We start from the raw sequence: 16,641 nt of genomic DNA, 5'->3' as shown, positions 1-16,641 counted from the left end.
ATTCGCCGAGGCTAGACTTGGCATGAATCCTCATGGTAATTTGCATGCTCAGGTTAACCAGCAGTTAATAGAATTGTCCTATATGCTGGCAACGCCATGGCTGTGCAGCATTCGTGAGCAGCAAAAAATGGTTGCTATCAGAGAACCTGCGGCGCAACATAATGGTCAAATAACAAGCGGTGCGCCAGCAACAAGTGTTAATCAGGCGCAATAGTTACGACAAAAAGGTTAAAAATCTTTGTCACAAGGCGTATACTATTGGGCTTAAACTGTAGAGAAGAAAGAATTCAAGATGAAAAGAAAAAAGCATACTTCTGTTGAAGACGAGGCTCAGGTAGACATGACGCCCATGTTGGACATAGTGTTCATCATGCTGATCTTCTTCATTGTTACTACGTCTTTCGTAAAAGAAAAAAGCCTTGACGTAAACCGTCCAGAAGATAACCAGTCCAAGACCAATCAGCCGTCAAAAGCATTGTCGATTCGCATCGATGCCAATGGTCAGATCTTTATGGGTGGCCGTGAAGTGGATATTCGTCGGGTTGTGGCGAACGCGCAGACGTTTCTGGCTGAAAACAACACCGATACTGCTGCCATCCAGGCTCACGAAGATACCGAAGAAGGTACTGTGGTAGAGGTAATGAACCAGGTGAAAATCGCCGGTATCGACAAGGTATCTGTGCTGGTTAAACAAGGTTAATACCTGACGGAACCTTTCCGTCAGCAAGCTGATAAAAACGTAGCGCAGGCTACGTTTTTTTTTGCCTGTTCTAAAGTATGACTAGACTTAATTTTTCAAGCGATTAAAATTACATCAGTTTTTTGCACCCTGGTTGGGGGTGCAGCGCTTTTAATGATCAAGGAATCTGCCATGCATGCATGTAAGAAAGGGATTATTTCTGCCACGTTAATGCTGTGCTCTGTCTCTGCCCTGGCCGGGCCCTTTTATTTAGGTGACATGGCCGACTTCAATGCCTATGTACTTGAAGATATGCAAGGCGCTAATTCCGATGTGGAAGGCCGCTTAGCAGTAGGTGGCAACCTGACACTGCAAGATTACGGCCTGGGTCTGCAAGTACCCGCTGATAATACCAAGCCGGTAGTGGTCGCCGGCAATGATGTGACCATGCGCAATTCACGCATCTACCATGGGGATGCCGTAGCCGCCGGTCAGATTGATATTGATGAAACGGTTGGTCTGTACAGCGATGGGGCGTTTAACAACACCCATCATTTTTATCAGGACAGCAGCTTTGATTTTGCCGCCGTCAACAGCCTGCTGATGCACAAGTCGGCCTTGTGGGGCAGCTTAAATCACACCGCCGATGTACAGGTTGGCCACAATGATGGCGATATCTGGGGCTTAACCTTTGCCGCCTCTGATGCGCTGAATATTTTTTCACTGGATGCCGCTGCCCTGTCCGACCCGGGTAAGCATATTCGGTTTGATGTGCCTGAAGACAGCCTGACGATTGTTAATGTGTATGGCGAAATGGTGAGCCTGTTTGAAACCGGCTTTGAATTACCCAGTGGTGATAAAGTATCTGATAATCGCCCCGAGGACGGTCCAGCCGGCCGCCACGATGGCCGCTACACCAACAATGTGCTGTTTAATTTTGTGGATGCGACTTCACTGGTCATGCACGGCATCGGCTTTAAAGGCAGCATTCTGGCACCATTGGCAGAGACCACCTTTTATAATGGCCACATCGACGGCAACCTGTTTGTACGCAGCTTAGGCTCACCTGACGGTGAGTTTACCGGCCAGGTCAATAATTATCAGTTTAATGGTTTTAGCCAGATTGATGAGCCGGCCACCGGCATCACGGTGGTAGCCGGCCTGATTGGCCTGCTTGGCTGGCAGCGTCGTCGCTTACAAGGCAAAGCCGCGTAACGCCGGATCGCTTAAGATCAACCTGTCGCTGGTCAGGCCCCGGGCACGCCCGGCCTGCCAGCGCAGCTGCACCCCACCCCAGGTGGCGCGATAATCCACCGCAAAATCCTGTTGTATAAACGCCGCCACGCTCAGCCGAGGCGTAATCAGATACTGCCCTTCTACGCCTAGCTGGCCGCCTAGCCCGGCCTGGGTCTGGCCGGCCAGTACCGGACTGTCGACTTGCCCGGCAAAACGCGCTACAGCGTCTTCGTGCAGGTGATTGTAGCCAAGATTTAACCGCGCCTTTAGTTGCCAGCGCTGCGCCTGGTGGGTGAGCACTTCGGTATACAGCCCGCCGCCCAGCGCGCGCTGTGGGCTAAAATAGCCACCCTGGGATTGGGTAAAGCCGGCAGCATTATGGCCAAACCTGCCCCAAATGATATACGGGCCAATGCGCCAGTAGTCAAGTACCTCAGACGCTGATACATCGACACTGTGGCTAAGATCCAGGCGAACCCGGCTACGCTTATTATCTTCTACCAACAGGCCGTCGAGCCAGGCCTGATCCAGGCTGACCGCCGCCGCCCAGCGCTCGCCTAAATTGTAGACATACAAGCTACGTAACCCATTGGCCAGTACGCCCCCCCAAGCCTCGGGCGGGCCTGTTTCGCCACTGGCCGGCCTTTCAAAAAAGGTCCCGGTCAGGCTTAACATACTGTCGGCCATCCGCTCGCGGTAAGCGGTCAAGGCCAGCAGATGATTGTCGCCAAACCAGCTGCCCCCCAGTTGCCCGGTCCAGCGGCTGGGCGCTGGCTGGTCAAACAAGCGGTAATTGATTTCGGCATACACATTGGTGTTGGCTTGCTGATGCATCACACTGGCATGCATGCCGGTATCCTCAAGGCCGGTAATTCCGGTAAAGGTGTCTCCGGTTTGGCCACGGCCAAACCAGCGCTGGGCAGGCACAGCGCCACTGTACACCTGTTCATAATCCAGGCGTACATCCCACTGCCAGCGTTGCTGGGTATCGCTTATGCCTACATAGCCATTAAGTATGTCCAGATTGCCCTGCCCGGCTTCGCCCGAACGCTGTAAGCCATGCATGCCGGTGTAGACAGTAAAGGCATTATCCGGCTGCGGCGCACTAGGATGTTGGTCTGCTTTAGCCAGCACAAACTGCTGGCGTTGCCAGGCGGCGCGGCTGGTTTGTTGCTGGCGAAGTTTGGCTACTGCGTCAAAGCGGCTGGCCAGTTTGTGCTGCCCGGCCTCCGGGGTGATAGCCCATAGTGCCTGGGCAATATCCTCACGGTTGGGTTGGGCTTTCAATACCGCAGCCAGAGCTTGGCGTGCGCGCTCAGGATCCGGCAACTGATACGCCGCCCAGCCCACCAGTTCCTGTTCGCTGGCAGTCAATGGACGTTGGGTGGCCACTTCATCGGCGGCGGCCAGGCTATCGGCATAACGTGCCTGCTCATAGGCAAGCAGCTGGCGCTCGGCATAAATATCCGCGCATAAGGTAGTTAAGGGCAAGCTTTGCTGCGAGGCGCAGGCTAATGTTGCCGCGGCCTCGTTTTTTCCTTGCCGGCGCAGACTTAACGCCTGACCATAGGTATCATCGGCCAGCTTGAAATACCGCTCTGCCAGCGGATAGTCCTGGTCTTCCAGCGACTGCCAGCCGGCACCATCAATACGCTCGGCCACCAGCATGCGCTCTGGCAGTGCCATCAAGCGGTGTAAGGTAGTGGTATCGCGCTGTTCCAGTGCCTGGTGCAGCCAGCTGTCAATCACGGCTGCGCGCCCGGTCGCCGCGCCCTGAGGCTGCCCGGTTTGCGCTGCTGCGGCAAATGCGTCCAGCGCCGCGGGATAGGACTGCCGGCTGTGCAATGCCCAGCCTAATAGCAGATGCTGCTCTGGCTGTTGCTGCTCGTCCGCCTGGGCCTGCGCCTGGCGGATGAGTGCAGCCGGTGCCTGACGGCGCTGTATTACAGACAGCTCGGCCAGGCGCTCAAAAGCAGAAGGTGCTGCCTGCGTCGGTGCGGCACTCATAGGTTCAGCCGCAGGTTGATTGAGCTGATTCAACGCCGCAAGCAGCTCGGCAGCAGGCTGCCAGCCAGGATGACGGGCGCGCAGACGCTGATAAGTTTGGTTGGCCAGCTCTGGCTGGTGCTGCTCGATGTGATACCACAGCCCGGTGGTATCCGGCGTAGTGTCATCTTGCATGAGTGGCGCTGCGTCATCGCGATAGTCAGTGCTTACCTGCGCGGTGCCGGGAGCGGCAAAACACACACTGATCGCCAGTGCCAGCCGGCGCCGGCGCGAGGACCTCCGCGCCTTCAAGAGCTGGTATCCATTAGCACCAGTTGGCTGAGCATGATCAGACTGGCGGCATAATAGTCCTGCTCATTGCCCAGGCGCAATTGCGGCTGGCGCTCATCCAGCTTGGCCCGGTAGCGTACCACCTCGGCAATCGCCTGCATGCCCGCTGACCACTGGTAGTCGGCGGATTCACCGCTGTCCAGATTAAGCGTGGCCGGCACGGTGGGTTGTGCGTACCATTTAATAAAGGGGGCTAACAAAGTGTCATCCGGATAGCGCTGCCAGGCCAGATGCAAGGGGATCCGCACGGCATTAAAGCCATATTCCGGGCTCACGGTATCGGCCAGCGACAGGCCGTCATGCTGCAGCCACATCCAGTCGGCCGGCAAGCCATAGTCGCCCCACTGCGCCTGTGCCAGTAAAGTTTTGCCTGATTCACTTAAGGCAGACCATACCGGCTGATGGGTTTGGGTATAAAATGCGTTAAAGGCCGGAAAGATCCAGTAGGACAGATTCAGTTGCACCGACCCGTTGCGCACAAACCCCTCAGCGCCGGGTAATAACACTGTGAGTCCCTGACGCTCCACAATCAGTTTATCTTCAATGGCATTGAGAATGGTCACCGCCTGTTGCCGATAGGTCTGGCTGTCCCAGACCTGCGCCGCGCGCAACAGCGCCCAGGCAATCAAAATATCGCCGTCGCTGGCATTGTTTGGATCATCCACGCAGGCGGTATTGTGTTCCGGGCAGGGCCGGTAGCGCCAGCTGAATAATCCATCATCCCGTTGCAGAGTTTGCCGGGTCCAGCGCCACAGGGCATCAAAGCGGGTTTTGTCGCCAGCCACAGCGGCAAACAACATACCATAGCCCTGTCCTTCGCTGTGTGACACCCCGTCATTGCCGGTATCTACAATCCGGCCATTGTCATAAAAACGCTGCACAAAGGTTTGCCAGTCCTGACCAAACGGTGTGTTGGCTTTTTCACTGCAACTGACCAGTAACAGTACGCCTGCCAGCAGCAGGCCGCGGCGCGCCAACCTTACCATTGCTCGGTCACTGCCTTGTTGCGGCGTTTAAGCAGCACCATGGCCAGCCAGGCGCTAAGCAAGACCACTACAGCCACTGCTATCAGCCAGTACCAGGGGTTATTGGACATCCACAGACGCAGGCGCAACCAGCCACTGGCCGGCTCGCCAAGCTCAAAGGTCTCGGCGACCTGCATGGCCATCAGCGGCTGACGGGCATCGCGCCAGCTGAAAAAGTCCCCGGCCAGCTGCCCCCACAACGACAGGCTAACCAGATCATTGATGCGGGCGCTTAACAGGGCCGGGGTTTGCGCCGCGATAATATACATATTGCCGGTTTCCTGGCTACGCGGATTTTGCTGGGCGATGAGCACAGCCATGGTGTCTAAGCCGCTGACCTGTTCGGTGGTGCCGCGCATTTGCAGCGGAGTATGCCCTTTGTCATCCACCGCCTCGCGGATGCGGTTATGTAAATCATTTTGCAACCGGTAGGGCCAGCGCTTAGTCGCCGCCAGCGACGTGGCATAATCGGCTGACAGCTCAGCTGGCAAGGTATCCGGGGTGGCTAATACCACCGCATTGGCAGTGACCTGCGGGCTAAGGGTATCAACAATTTGCACACTGGCCAGCATGGTACCGGCAGTTTGCGCCAGTTTGCCGGCTAGCGTCAGCGCCGCGCCAGTCATGGCCGGATCGGTTAAATAGATAGCCACCGGCTCTTCGGATTGGGTGGCAAATGGGAAGCCGGTATCGCGGAACAATGCCAGATCTGGCTGGCTGGCCACCTGCCCGGCTTCAGGCAATTCGATGGAAGACGTATTTCTCACCTGAAACATCAGGTGGGAGCCGCCAATTTCGTCGCACTGTTGGCCGGTGATGGGCGCGCGCAGCGTCACATCAAAGGTCAGGGTATTTACCCCGCCCTGAAAATGGCGCGCCGGGATCACCAGCTGGTAGTCTCGAAACGCCTGACCACCCGGATTAGACAGGGTCAGGCCATGCACCAGTTCATCATTAATCAACAGATTCATCATAGAGCCGGCACCCAGCGCCGCGCCATAGCCAAAATCCAGATTAAGCCGCACACTGGCGTTTTCCGGTACATAAAAATCTGCCGGCAGGGTCAGATTCACATCTTTAGAAAAAGCATCCTCGCCGCGCAGTAAAATGTGCGACTGACCGAGCTGCGCAAACGAATAGTCTTCACCCGGCTGGGCAATATCTGCTGCCAGAAAGGCCGCAGTCGGGCTGGTCTGCCCGGCTACCACTAAGGAGGCATCCGGGTTTAAGGCATCATCCATCAGCCCCAAAGTCAGCGCTGCGGTACGCACTTCAGCAGCCGTGCGGCCAGACACCACCAATCGTTGGTATTGGTGAACCACCACAGTGTCTTGCACCTGTACGGCTGGCGTCGCCTGGACGGTTAGAAACGGGCCGTTAATCTGTTCACGAGTGGCAGCATCCAGCAGTGGTGCCAGCTTGTCCTTAGTACCGATAAGCACATGCAATGCGCGGCGCGGCGTCTCAGCCGGGTCTGGGGTACCGGCAGTTTCATCCTTGGCCAGATACCAGCTACTGCGCTGATAACGGTCCACCAGCGCCTCAACCTGCTCGCTCTGGGTGACGATTTGCGGCAACTCAGCCAGTGGGTTAATCGCCTGATGATTGATGCTTAACGGCTTGTACTGGTTGCGTAATGCCAGTGCCTGGGCGACCAGGGGCAATGCCTGGCTGTATAGGGTGGCGTCCTGCTCGTCTACTGACACCAGCGTCACCTGTGCCTGACTACCGATACCTGGCGAAAAATAACCGGATAAGCTTTGTAAGCCAGCCAGCTGCTCGCCCGGCTCGGTGGTCACCGCCAGCGTTGACTGGCTTAAGTCCAGTTCGCTCCATAATTCCGGCGCACTGCTTTCTACGCACTGATTAGCATAATGCTGGCTCACCGCGAAGGTGAGCTCATTAAATCCGGCGCGCCACAGCCGTGCGGGCAATTCCACGCTGGAGCGTAAATGTGGCCGGTCGGGGTCAAACATGATCTGGCCCACAGTGGCATTGTTAAAGCGAACATTTAAAATAGACCGGGGCTTGACCAGCGCCCGCGAGCTGACCACATCTAATTGCAGGGTTGCCGCAGTGACCCGCTGACCGGCCGCCAGTGGGATAGCCAGGCTGGCATCGGCCTGTTTGCCCTGCAAGCGTAATACCGGTTCGCCGGCATGATAGGTGGCCAGCGGCTCACGGCTGGTCTGTGCCAGTGTCGCCATGCTGAGCAGTGATAAGATAAGCCCGATGGCTGCCCGTCGTATATTCATTATTATTCCTTGACCTGGCGTCTGGGTGACCACAGACGCGTAAGTTGCATCAGTGCATGCTGCACAACCGGTTTGACACTTACTTTTAACACGTGGCGCACCCCGTACCAATACGTAATTCGACGCATACGGCGGCGCTGAAAACTTTGCCAGCGGCGGCTATCGCCCATGGTAAACCCAATCACTTCATCCCACACCTTGCTGTCGGCGCGCTCAAAGCGAAAGCGAACCACGCCGCTTTTGGGATTATGAAATAACACCGCACAGGGCAACTGCACATGGCGCCCGGCCGATTCTGACCAGGCCGACAAGGTGACGTTGGCAGGCAGTGCCTGGCGAAAGGTACGAATACGGGCGCGGGCGCCGCCCAGTGACATATCTTCAATATGCCCGCCCCAACTGCGACCATCGTCACTGCGCAGGGTGATTTCGTCGCTTGCCGGCAAACGCGCCTGTTCGCGGATCTGCCGCCGCTCAACCAGCACACTGAGTACACTGAGTAGCAACAGCAGGTTAAATACATTCCAGGCCAGCACCACCACCGTCAGCTCACGGGTCAGGGGGTCGTTGACCAGTTTTTCCAGCCCGGTCACAGTGCCAGCCAGAGTTAATGCGATAAGCGCATAAAACACCCCGGATAACGGCGATATAAAATGCTGGGCGAGACTTTCGCCTTTCGGGGTAACCACAAACGATGGCGCCCGGGCATTTTTAAACACCTTGAGCAGCGCCCGCAGGGTAAACACACATTGTAAAATTTCGTATAGCTCAGACACCAGCGGCCAGCGGGTTCTCCCGAACAGTAAGGTGGACAGCTGATAAGTGGCTATCACATGGGGAATGGTGTAGGCCACAATTTCCAACAGGGAGGCGCGGTAAACCTGCAAACCAAATACCAAATAAGCCAGTGGCATTAGCAGAAAAATAATCCGGGCAAACGGAAACAACCAGAATAAAATCGAGCTTAGATAGCCAAAGCGCTGAAACCAGCTTAACCCAGTTGCATTGTGCGGCTTTTTTAATAATAGGATCTGGGTCATGCCCTGGGCCCAGCGCATGCGCTGCTGAATAAACGCATTTAAAGTTTCCGGGGCCAGCCCGCTTACCATCGGCCGGTTCACATACACTGACTCATAGCCACGAGCATGCAAATCAAACGCAGTTTCAGCATCTTCGGTGACCGAGTCGCCGGACAGGCCATCAACCTTCATCAGATGGGCGCGCCGCAACACTGCCGCAGAGCCACAAAAAAACGACGCATTCCAAAAATCCAGGCCCTTTTGGATGGTGCCGTAGAACATGTCATTTTCCGACGGCATGCGGGTAAAAGCTGAAAAATAATTGCGCTCCACCGGATCGGGATTGGCCATAAAATGCGGAGTCTGAACCAAAAAGACTTTTGGGTTGTGCTGCATCCAGGGCACGGTGTAGGTCAGAAAGTCAGCGGTGGGCACATGGTCGGCATCCAGAATGACCACCAGCTCGCCGTTTGTATGTGCCAGTGCGCTATTGATATTGCCGGCTTTGGCACGCTCATTTTTTTCGCGGGTCAGATAACGGGCACCCAGCTCCTGGCACAGCGCAGTAAGTGACTGGTGGCGCTGGCGCGCCGCCAGGGCCGCTGCCGGATCCGCCTGCTGGCGCTTTTGCACCGTGCCGCCATCATCCAGCAGATACACATTTAGTTTGTCTTTGGGATAATGTAGCTGCAACGCTGCGCGCAGGGTCACCTCTACAAGGTCCTGCGGCTCGTTATAGGTAGGAATGTACACATCGACGGTGGGCGCCTGCGCATAATCGGCTTCGGTCAGTGCTTTGTCCGGCCGGGTCAGTGGGGCCACATTCACCAGACAACTGATAATGTGAGTCAGCCCGGCGTACACTTCGGCTAAAAACAGTGCCCACATGGCTATGAGCGAAAAGATATCGGCCATACCCATGGTGTACAGACCGCGCCACATCAGATACCGCACGGTGAGTGCCAGGCCAAGCAATAAGGCAAGCAAACGAAAAAACTGCCGGTGCCGGTGAAAAAAGCCGGCTTCGGAGGCGCAAAAATGGATCAGCATGACCAGACTGAACGAGGCCACGATCTGGCTGATGGCATCCATCGGCAACAGCAATACGCTGCTTAGGATCAGCAGGCAACAGATAAAGAACAGACTAAAGCGTGTAAAACTACGACGCTGGTTGATTGTGGTGGCCAAACTAGAGGTCCGTAAATGGCACCTGTGTGACCGCAGTATAAGAACTGCGGTTGATCAAAACCAGGCCGTCGTCGGTGTATTCTACTTCATGATTACTTTCATAAAATTTACGCGATAAGTAATCACGATGGCGACGGCATTCACGGCACAGCAATAGACTCACCGGCAGCAATACACCGCCAAGCAGCACCGAACCGGCTTCAACCCCTAATACCCAGGGGGCTGTTACAGGTGCAAGGTAAAGAGAAAACCCAAGCAATAATGCGGCTGTTACTATAATGGTGTAGCAGAAGGCGCGCAACCGGTTCGCCCGGTGCATTGACACTTCTGCGCGCAGCAGCAGTTGCAGTCGGGCATGCCAGCGTTGCTCCAGCGCTTGCGACCCGAGGGGATCAGAGCGTACCGGCGCTGCACGATGCGCGCCCACCTGATGACGAAACAATGGAGTGACATTGCTTTGGCTATCAGTATAGATGGCATTTGCGGGTGGATGCTCTATGTGCACGACAATCTTCCTTGGGGGATCTATTGCCAGTGTAGAAAAAGCCGACAGCAGATTAAATGATGGCGCCGATACTCGCTTATTGGTGTAAATACCTGAACTAGACTTTTGACTAATAGCCAAATGTTTGAATTTGTTAATATTGTTTTCTAGAGCTGGCGAGCTTGGTGAGTATACTGATTAAATTACTTAAATTAAATAGCGTCCCAAATACACTGCCCACCAACAGGGCATAAATAAGCCCGAGGCCTTCGGCCAGCACAAACCACTGGCGAATGCGATGCGCATCATTAAGCACCACCGAGCCCACCGTGAATACCAGTGAAGAAGCATAGGCGATAAAAATCAATGGCCCATGCTCTAATACCCACCACTCCAGCGCCAAAAAAGCCAGGTTCAGACCCACAAACGCCCACACCACCAGCGCATTGCGATAGCGCAGGGCAATCACATTACGAATGCTGGCCAGCAGGCAGCCGATACCAGCAGCCATCGCGCCCAACAGAAAAAAATGCAAGCTAACACACAATAAAGCCACCGCCGACACCGCCCGGTAGCGATTGGCGTCCGCCTGACGATAGCCAATAAAATTGATTACCAGGGCGGCAGCGCCCAGGCTTTCGGCCCACCAGTTAAACGACTCGGGCATGCTGCATTCCTCAGTTTAAAAATTCAGATAAAACGGCTGGCACAACGCTTTAAACGCCGCGGTGTACTGATTGGTGGTATCACGGATGACCAGCTCTTCGCGCACGGGCTGCGTGGCGCTGCGCTGCCATAACAGCGCACTGACATGCGACGCACTACCCGGCTGGCTTTGCACGCACAACTGGCGCTGCAAATACCAGCCAGCCTGCGCAGCATCGGCAATGATCGCATCCAGTTGCACGGTGGGGTATAAACAGCCAAACCGGGTGTGGGCGCCCGCCAGCCTCGCCGCGCCGGCAAATAGCGCCGCCGGAGCCAGCTGCTGTTGCTGGCGGGCAGCCTGGCGAGCCAAGGATTGTTGCAGATGGGCCAGCTTGCCCACATTGGTGTCGGTAAAATACGGCGGGTTGCTGATGATCACATCGTAGCCGGTGGCCGGCTGCCACTGCGCCAGGCTGCTATGATGCACCTGAACCCGCTGCGGCCAGGGGCTATGTGCCACATTATGCCGGGTTTGTGCCACTGCTCCGGTATCCACATCAATGGCATCAATATGGGTGCCCGGCTGAGCGTGTTGGGCCTGCATCAGCGCCAGGATCCCACTGCCACAGCCAATATCCAGTACGCGGGTGGCATTGCCCGGGGGCAGCCAGCTCCCTAGAATCAGACTGTCGGTACTGACCTTCATGGCGCACAGGGCATGCTCCACGGTGAACTGCTTACAGCGAAATCCAGCAGCCATGCTAAAACCGCTGTAACAGGATCATTTTACTGGCCACCTCATTGGCATAGGCCGGACGGTATTTTTTAAACCGCCCGATAAGCACTTTGCGCAACACCGGCGCCAGCTTTTTGGCCCAGTCCTCCAGCCGGCGTGATTCGTTACGCGAGCCCAACAGGAGCGAAGGGCGCACTGCAGCGGCATGGGCCAACTGCGGCATGCGCATGATGGCATTTTCCAGCTCGCCCTTTACCCGCAGATAAAACTGACTGCTGCTGGCATCCGCGCCTACTGATGAGATCCACACAAAACTCTGGCAGCGCTGAGCCCGGGCCAGTTGCGCGGCCACGTGCACATACTCAAAATCAACCTTACGAAAGGCCCCCTTACTACCAGCTTTTTTAAGGGTAGTCCCCAGGCAACAGTACACATGGTCCACCGAAAAATAGCCCTGATAATCCTGCAGCTGGTCAAAGTCGATCACCAGCGGGCTGAGCTTGTCGTCAGGATCGGTAAAAAATCCCGCTGGCAGCGGTCGACGCACCATGCAGGTCACTGTGCTGTAACGCGGATCGGATAAGAGCTGGCGCACCAGCGCCTGCCCCACCAGACCGGTTGCGCCCAGTACTAAAGCGGTTTTATTGCTACTCACCTTGTGTCATCCTGTATTGCATCAACCCTTCTTTCACAGCGTATAGCGTAGATAATAATGAAAAAAGCCTTAATGATTGGAGCCGTTATGCTTAGTAGCTCTGTTTCGGCCGATTCGCTCACTATCGAGCGGATTTTTGAATCGCCGTCGTTAGACGGCAACGCCCCGCGAAATCTTCAGGTCTCCCCTGACGGACAGCGCGTGACCTTTTTAAAAGGTAAAGCCTCAGATTATGAACAGCTGGATTTGTGGGAATACCACATTGAGTCGGGAAAAACCCAGATGCTGTTTGATTCTGAGCAACTGGTGCCCGGCGAGCAAACTTTATCTGATGAAGAAAAAGCACGCCGCGAGCGGATGCGTTTGTCCGGCTCAGGCATCGTAAGTTACGAATGGTCCGAAGACGGCTCAGCGCTGCTGTTCCCGTTAGGCGGTGATGTATATTACCACAAGCTGGGCCAACAGGGTGCCAAGCAATTGCTGGACACCGAAGCCTTTGAAACCGACATCAAGCTGTCGCCTAAAGGCAATTACATTTCGTTTGTGCGCGATCAGAATCTGTATATCAAGCACATTCAAAGCGGCAAAGAACAAGCCATCACCACCGAAGGTGGCGGCCCGGTTAAGATGGGTATGGCAGAATTTGTTGCCCAGGAAGAAATGGGCCGCATGACCGGCTACTGGTGGGCACCGGATGAAAGCCACATTGCTTTTACCAAGGTCGACGAAAGCCCGGTGGATATCATTACCCGCTCAGAAATTTACGCTGATGATATCAAGATGATTGAGCAGCGTTATCCCAAGGCCGGCACGGATAATGTGACCGTGGAACTGGCGGTGCACAATATTGAGACCAACCAGCGCCAGTGGATTGATTTGGGTGACGACACCGACATTTATCTGGCCCGCGGCCAGTGGATGCCGGACAGCCAAACCTTCACCTATCAGTGGCAAAGCCGTGACCAGCAGCAACTGGAGCTTCGCGCCTATCAGCTGGCCAGTCAAAAACAGCGTGTACTGCTTAGCGAGTCCAGCAATACCTGGGTTAATCTGCACGATGACCTGCACTTTTTAGCCGATGCCGACCAGTTTATCTGGGCCTCCGAGCGTGATGGCTTTAAGCATCTTTATCTGTATAACAATGATGGCAGCCTGGTGCGCCAGCTCACCGAGGGTGACTGGGTGGTGGATGAGGTGCAGGCCATCGACAAAGCCAATCAACGTCTGTTTTTTACCGGCCGTAAAGACACCCCGCTGGAAAGCCACCTGTATCAGGTCAGTCTGAAAGGCGGCGATATCAGCCGGGTATCCACGCGCGATGGCTATCACCACATCAGCTTTGCCCATGATGCCTCAATCTATGTGGATCAATTTTCTACCGCCAACCAACCGCCCCAGGTCAGCGTCCATGCAGCCAGCGGTGAACAGCTAACGTGGCTGGAGCAAAATAAGTTGGATGAAGATCATCCACTGCATCCTTATCTGGATAGCTGGACCCAGCCAGAATTTGGCACCTTAACCACCGCCGACGAGGCCACGCTGTACTACCGGTTATACAAACCGGAAAATCTGGACACCAGCAAAAAGCACCCCGCCATCGTATATCTGTACGGCGGCCCGCACGCGCAAATGGTGACCAATGCCTGGGGCGGCAACCGCGGCCTGTTGATGCAATACTGGGTCGACCAGGGCTATGTGGTCTTTACCGTAGATAACCGCGGCTCCAACTATCGCGGCAAAGCCTTTGAAGATCCTATCTATAAAAAAATGGGCTCGATCGAGGTGGATGACCAGGTTGAAGGAGTCAAATTCTTGCGCAGCCTGGGCTATGTGGATGCCGAGCGCATTGGTGTGCATGGCCACAGCTACGGTGGTTACATGACCCTGATGACCATGTTTAAAGCCCCGGAGTATTTCAAAGCCGGTGTCTCTGGCGCCCCGGTCACCGACTGGCGCTTGTATGACACCCACTATACCGAACGCTATATGGGCAACCCGAAAACCGACGATGACGCCTACACACAGTCATCGGTATTCCCGTATGCCGACAACCTCAAAGGCCCACTGCTGATTTATCATGGCATGGCCGATGATAATGTGCTGTTTACCCACAGCACCCGCTTGTACAAGCATTTACAGGACAAAGCTATCGCGTTTGAAACCATGGATTACCCGGGCAAAAAGCACAGTATCCGCGGCAAACAAACCGGCATTCACCTGTACAAAACCATCACGAACTTTTTCAACCGTAATTTAAAGCCCGCGAAATAAACCTTTCGTCGGGAAAATAAAAAGGGTTGAGATTTTGCTATCTCAACCCTTTTTTTATGCCAATTTTAACCTTTAGACTATAAATACCACTTTTGCCTTGCTTAAATTTCACACTTAGATATGTTGGATAAGGGAGTAATCCCAGGGAAATTAAATGCCCTTAATAACAATAGTGGCTAAAGCCACAAGCATTTAATGCAATTCAACAAGTGAAGAAGAACAATTTATGTTTAATAAAACAATCAAACCTACCCTTGCAGCCTCATTGGTTGCATTAAGTTTTACAGCAATGGCTGATAATAGTGAGAATCGCTATATCATTCAGGTGGAAAACAATAGTAAAGGGATTGTGAAAGCACTGGCCAGGCAGGCCGGCGGGGAGATTAAAGTAGATGCCAATGGCTTTATAGCCGCGACATTTGACGGAAAATCCCTCGCTGAGGTAAAAGGATTATTAAACAACCCTCATGTAAAACTCATTGAAACCGACCAGGTACGTCGCCCCATGGCATTGTATAACGATGATGCCGGCGATCCGTCCACCACGCAAATTACCCCGTATGCAGTGTATCAGTCACAAGCTAACCAGGTACCTTTCAATGCCAGTGCCGGCATGAAAGTCTGTGTTATCGATTCGGGCCTGGACAGCTCGAACTCTGATTTTGTGTGGTCAGGTATCACCGGTGACAATGACCCGGGCACCGGAAACTGGTTCGACAATGGCGGGCCGCACGGTACCCACGTTGCCGGCACGATTGGCGCTGCCGATAATGGCTTTGGCGTCATTGGCATGGCACCCGGTGTCGATATGCACATCATCAAAGTCTTTAACGAAAGTGGTTGGGGCTATTCCTCTGACCTGGCGTTCGCCGCGCAAAAATGTAGCGAAGCCGGGGCCAATATCATCAATATGAGCTTAGGTGGCGGTGGTGCTAACAGCACCGAAGAAAATGCCTTTACCGACTTTGTAGCAAATGGCGGTTTTGTGGTAGCAGCTGCAGGTAATGACGGTAACAATGTTCGCTCCTACCCTGCTGGCTATCCGGCAGTGATGATGATTGGCGCTAATGATGCCAACGACAATATTGCTGATTTTTCTCAGTATCCCAGCTGCACTTCAGGCCGTGGCAAAAATGTCACCACCGATGAAACCATTTGCGTAGAAGCTACCGCCGGTGGTGTGGATACATTATCTACTTACCCCGCCGGTGGCGCGACCATGGCATCACTGAGTGCCGACGGTACCGGTTTTGCCTCATCGGCCATGGAAAACAGTGGAAATGCTTCAGGCACCACCTATTTCATGGGCGTAGCAGACGCTGTGGATGCTAACGCCGCCGGTAAAGTGTGTGTCATTGACCGTGGTACAGTGAGCTTTTATGACAAGGTCAACAATTGTGAAAGCTCTGGCGGTATCGGTGCGGTGATCATCAACAATGAGCCAGGCATGCTGTACGGTACATTGGGCACCACCAACGACACCACCATCCCGGCCGTCGGTGCCGCGCAGGAAGACCGCAGTGCCTTGTTGGCCGCAGCCAATATGACTGTCAACGTGGGTGCCAGCGATTACGGCTTTATGAGCGGCACGTCAATGGCCACTCCGGCAGTCGCCGGTGTTGCAGCCCTGGTTTGGTCAAATCATCCACAATGTAGCGGCGAAGATATTCGTAACGCACTGAAAGCGACAGCGCGCGATGCCGGTGCCAGCGGTAATGATGTGTACTTCGGATACGGCATTGTGCAGGCGGCTGATGCTGATGCTTACCTGACAGCCAATGGATGTGCCGGCGGCGGTTCAGGCGGCGACCCTGTGGGCGGTGACCTGACTTTATCCGCCAATGGTTATAAGTCAAAAGGCACCAAGTTCACGGACCTGAGCTGGGGCAATGCCACCAGCACCAATGTGGATATCTTCCGCAATGGCAGTGTCATTGTGACCACGGCTAATGATGGCGCCTATACTGACTCCATCACCACCAAAGGTGGCGGCACTTATGATTATCAAGTGTGTGAAGCAGGTACCAACGTGTGCTCGGCTACCGTAAGTGTAACCTTCTAAATCCCAGACCTGGGTAGACTAAAGAGGCCAGCAGTGTGCTGGCCTT

The 16,641-nt window shown here is 54.6% G+C and carries 13 protein-coding genes; 5 read left to right on the top strand and 8 right to left on the bottom strand.

Features of this window, described 5'->3' with window-relative positions; translation table 11 throughout:
• The first annotated feature begins 22 nt into the window (after nt 1–22).
• The 3 genes from ACTUJZ_RS13995 (at nt 23) to ACTUJZ_RS13985 (ending at nt 1,894) form a co-directional block, all read left to right on the top strand.
• The gene (locus ACTUJZ_RS13995) at nt 23–214 is read left to right on the top strand and encodes a hypothetical protein (RefSeq protein ID WP_463636954.1); all 192 of its coding nucleotides are present in this window, start codon (nt 23–25) and stop codon (nt 212–214) included.
• A gap of 78 nt (nt 215–292) precedes the next feature.
• The gene (locus ACTUJZ_RS13990) at nt 293–700 is read left to right on the top strand and encodes an ExbD/TolR family protein (RefSeq protein WP_463636953.1); all 408 of its coding nucleotides are present in this window, start codon (nt 293–295) and stop codon (nt 698–700) included.
• Between the two features lie 171 nt (nt 701–871).
• A complete protein-coding gene (locus ACTUJZ_RS13985; protein WP_463636952.1) occupies nt 872–1,894 on the top strand; it encodes a choice-of-anchor A family protein in 1,023 nt (340 codons plus the stop codon).
• Here the strand turns inward: ACTUJZ_RS13985 and ACTUJZ_RS13980 are convergent.
• The 8 genes from ACTUJZ_RS13980 to ACTUJZ_RS13945 all read right to left on the bottom strand — a co-directional run bounded on the left by ACTUJZ_RS13980 (nt 1,874) and on the right by ACTUJZ_RS13945 (nt 12,262).
• The gene (locus ACTUJZ_RS13980; protein ID WP_463636951.1) at nt 1,874–4,213 is read right to left on the bottom strand and encodes a cellulose synthase subunit BcsC-related outer membrane protein; all 2,340 of its coding nucleotides are present in this window, start codon (nt 4,211–4,213) and stop codon (nt 1,874–1,876) included. The two genes, ACTUJZ_RS13985 and ACTUJZ_RS13980, sit on opposite strands and share 21 nt — an antisense overlap.
• Nucleotides 4,210–5,238: a glycosyl hydrolase family 8 gene (locus tag ACTUJZ_RS13975; RefSeq protein WP_463636950.1), complete on the bottom strand. Its 1,029-nt coding sequence runs from the start codon at nt 5,236–5,238 to the stop codon at nt 4,210–4,212. Before ACTUJZ_RS13975 ends, ACTUJZ_RS13980 begins: the two co-directional genes overlap by 4 nt.
• On the bottom strand, nt 5,232–7,532 hold the full coding sequence (locus ACTUJZ_RS13970) for a cellulose biosynthesis cyclic di-GMP-binding regulatory protein BcsB (RefSeq protein WP_463636949.1): 2,301 nt from the start codon (nt 7,530–7,532) through the stop codon (nt 5,232–5,234). Before ACTUJZ_RS13970 ends, ACTUJZ_RS13975 begins: the two co-directional genes overlap by 7 nt.
• Before the next feature lie 2 nt (nt 7,533–7,534).
• Nucleotides 7,535–9,739: a UDP-forming cellulose synthase catalytic subunit gene (bcsA, locus tag ACTUJZ_RS13965; RefSeq protein WP_463636948.1), complete on the bottom strand. Its 2,205-nt coding sequence runs from the start codon at nt 9,737–9,739 to the stop codon at nt 7,535–7,537.
• A 1-nt stretch (nt 9,740) separates the two neighbouring features.
• Complete coding sequence (locus ACTUJZ_RS13960) at nt 9,741–10,244, bottom strand: hypothetical protein (protein ID WP_463636947.1); 504 nt, start codon at nt 10,242–10,244, stop codon at nt 9,741–9,743.
• 133 nt (nt 10,245–10,377) lie between these two features.
• The gene (locus tag ACTUJZ_RS13955) at nt 10,378–10,890 is read right to left on the bottom strand and encodes a YgjV family protein (RefSeq protein ID WP_463636946.1); all 513 of its coding nucleotides are present in this window, start codon (nt 10,888–10,890) and stop codon (nt 10,378–10,380) included.
• Nucleotides 10,891–10,905: 15 nt separating this feature from the next.
• Complete coding sequence (locus ACTUJZ_RS13950; RefSeq protein ID WP_463636945.1) at nt 10,906–11,631, bottom strand: tRNA1(Val) (adenine(37)-N6)-methyltransferase; 726 nt, start codon at nt 11,629–11,631, stop codon at nt 10,906–10,908.
• A gap of 1 nt (nt 11,632) precedes the next feature.
• Nucleotides 11,633–12,262 (bottom strand): NAD(P)H-binding protein, encoded by a 630-nt coding sequence (locus ACTUJZ_RS13945; RefSeq protein WP_463636944.1) that lies wholly within the window; start codon nt 12,260–12,262, stop codon nt 11,633–11,635.
• A gap of 57 nt (nt 12,263–12,319) precedes the next feature.
• Here ACTUJZ_RS13945 and ACTUJZ_RS13940 point away from each other — a divergent pair, with 57 nt between their 5' ends.
• Together ACTUJZ_RS13940 and ACTUJZ_RS13935 are read left to right on the top strand one after the other, a co-directional pair.
• A complete protein-coding gene (locus ACTUJZ_RS13940) occupies nt 12,320–14,533 on the top strand; it encodes a S9 family peptidase (RefSeq protein WP_463636943.1) in 2,214 nt (737 codons plus the stop codon).
• Nucleotides 14,534–14,759: 226 nt separating this feature from the next.
• The gene (locus ACTUJZ_RS13935; RefSeq protein ID WP_463636942.1) at nt 14,760–16,595 is read left to right on the top strand and encodes a S8 family serine peptidase; all 1,836 of its coding nucleotides are present in this window, start codon (nt 14,760–14,762) and stop codon (nt 16,593–16,595) included.
• The last annotated feature ends 46 nt before the right edge of the window (nt 16,596–16,641 follow it).

It is taken from the genome of Alteromonas sp. WD8-37 (assembly GCF_055326825.1).
Note: the sequence above shows the minus strand (reverse complement) of the source record. Positions and strands in the feature narration are given on the sequence as shown.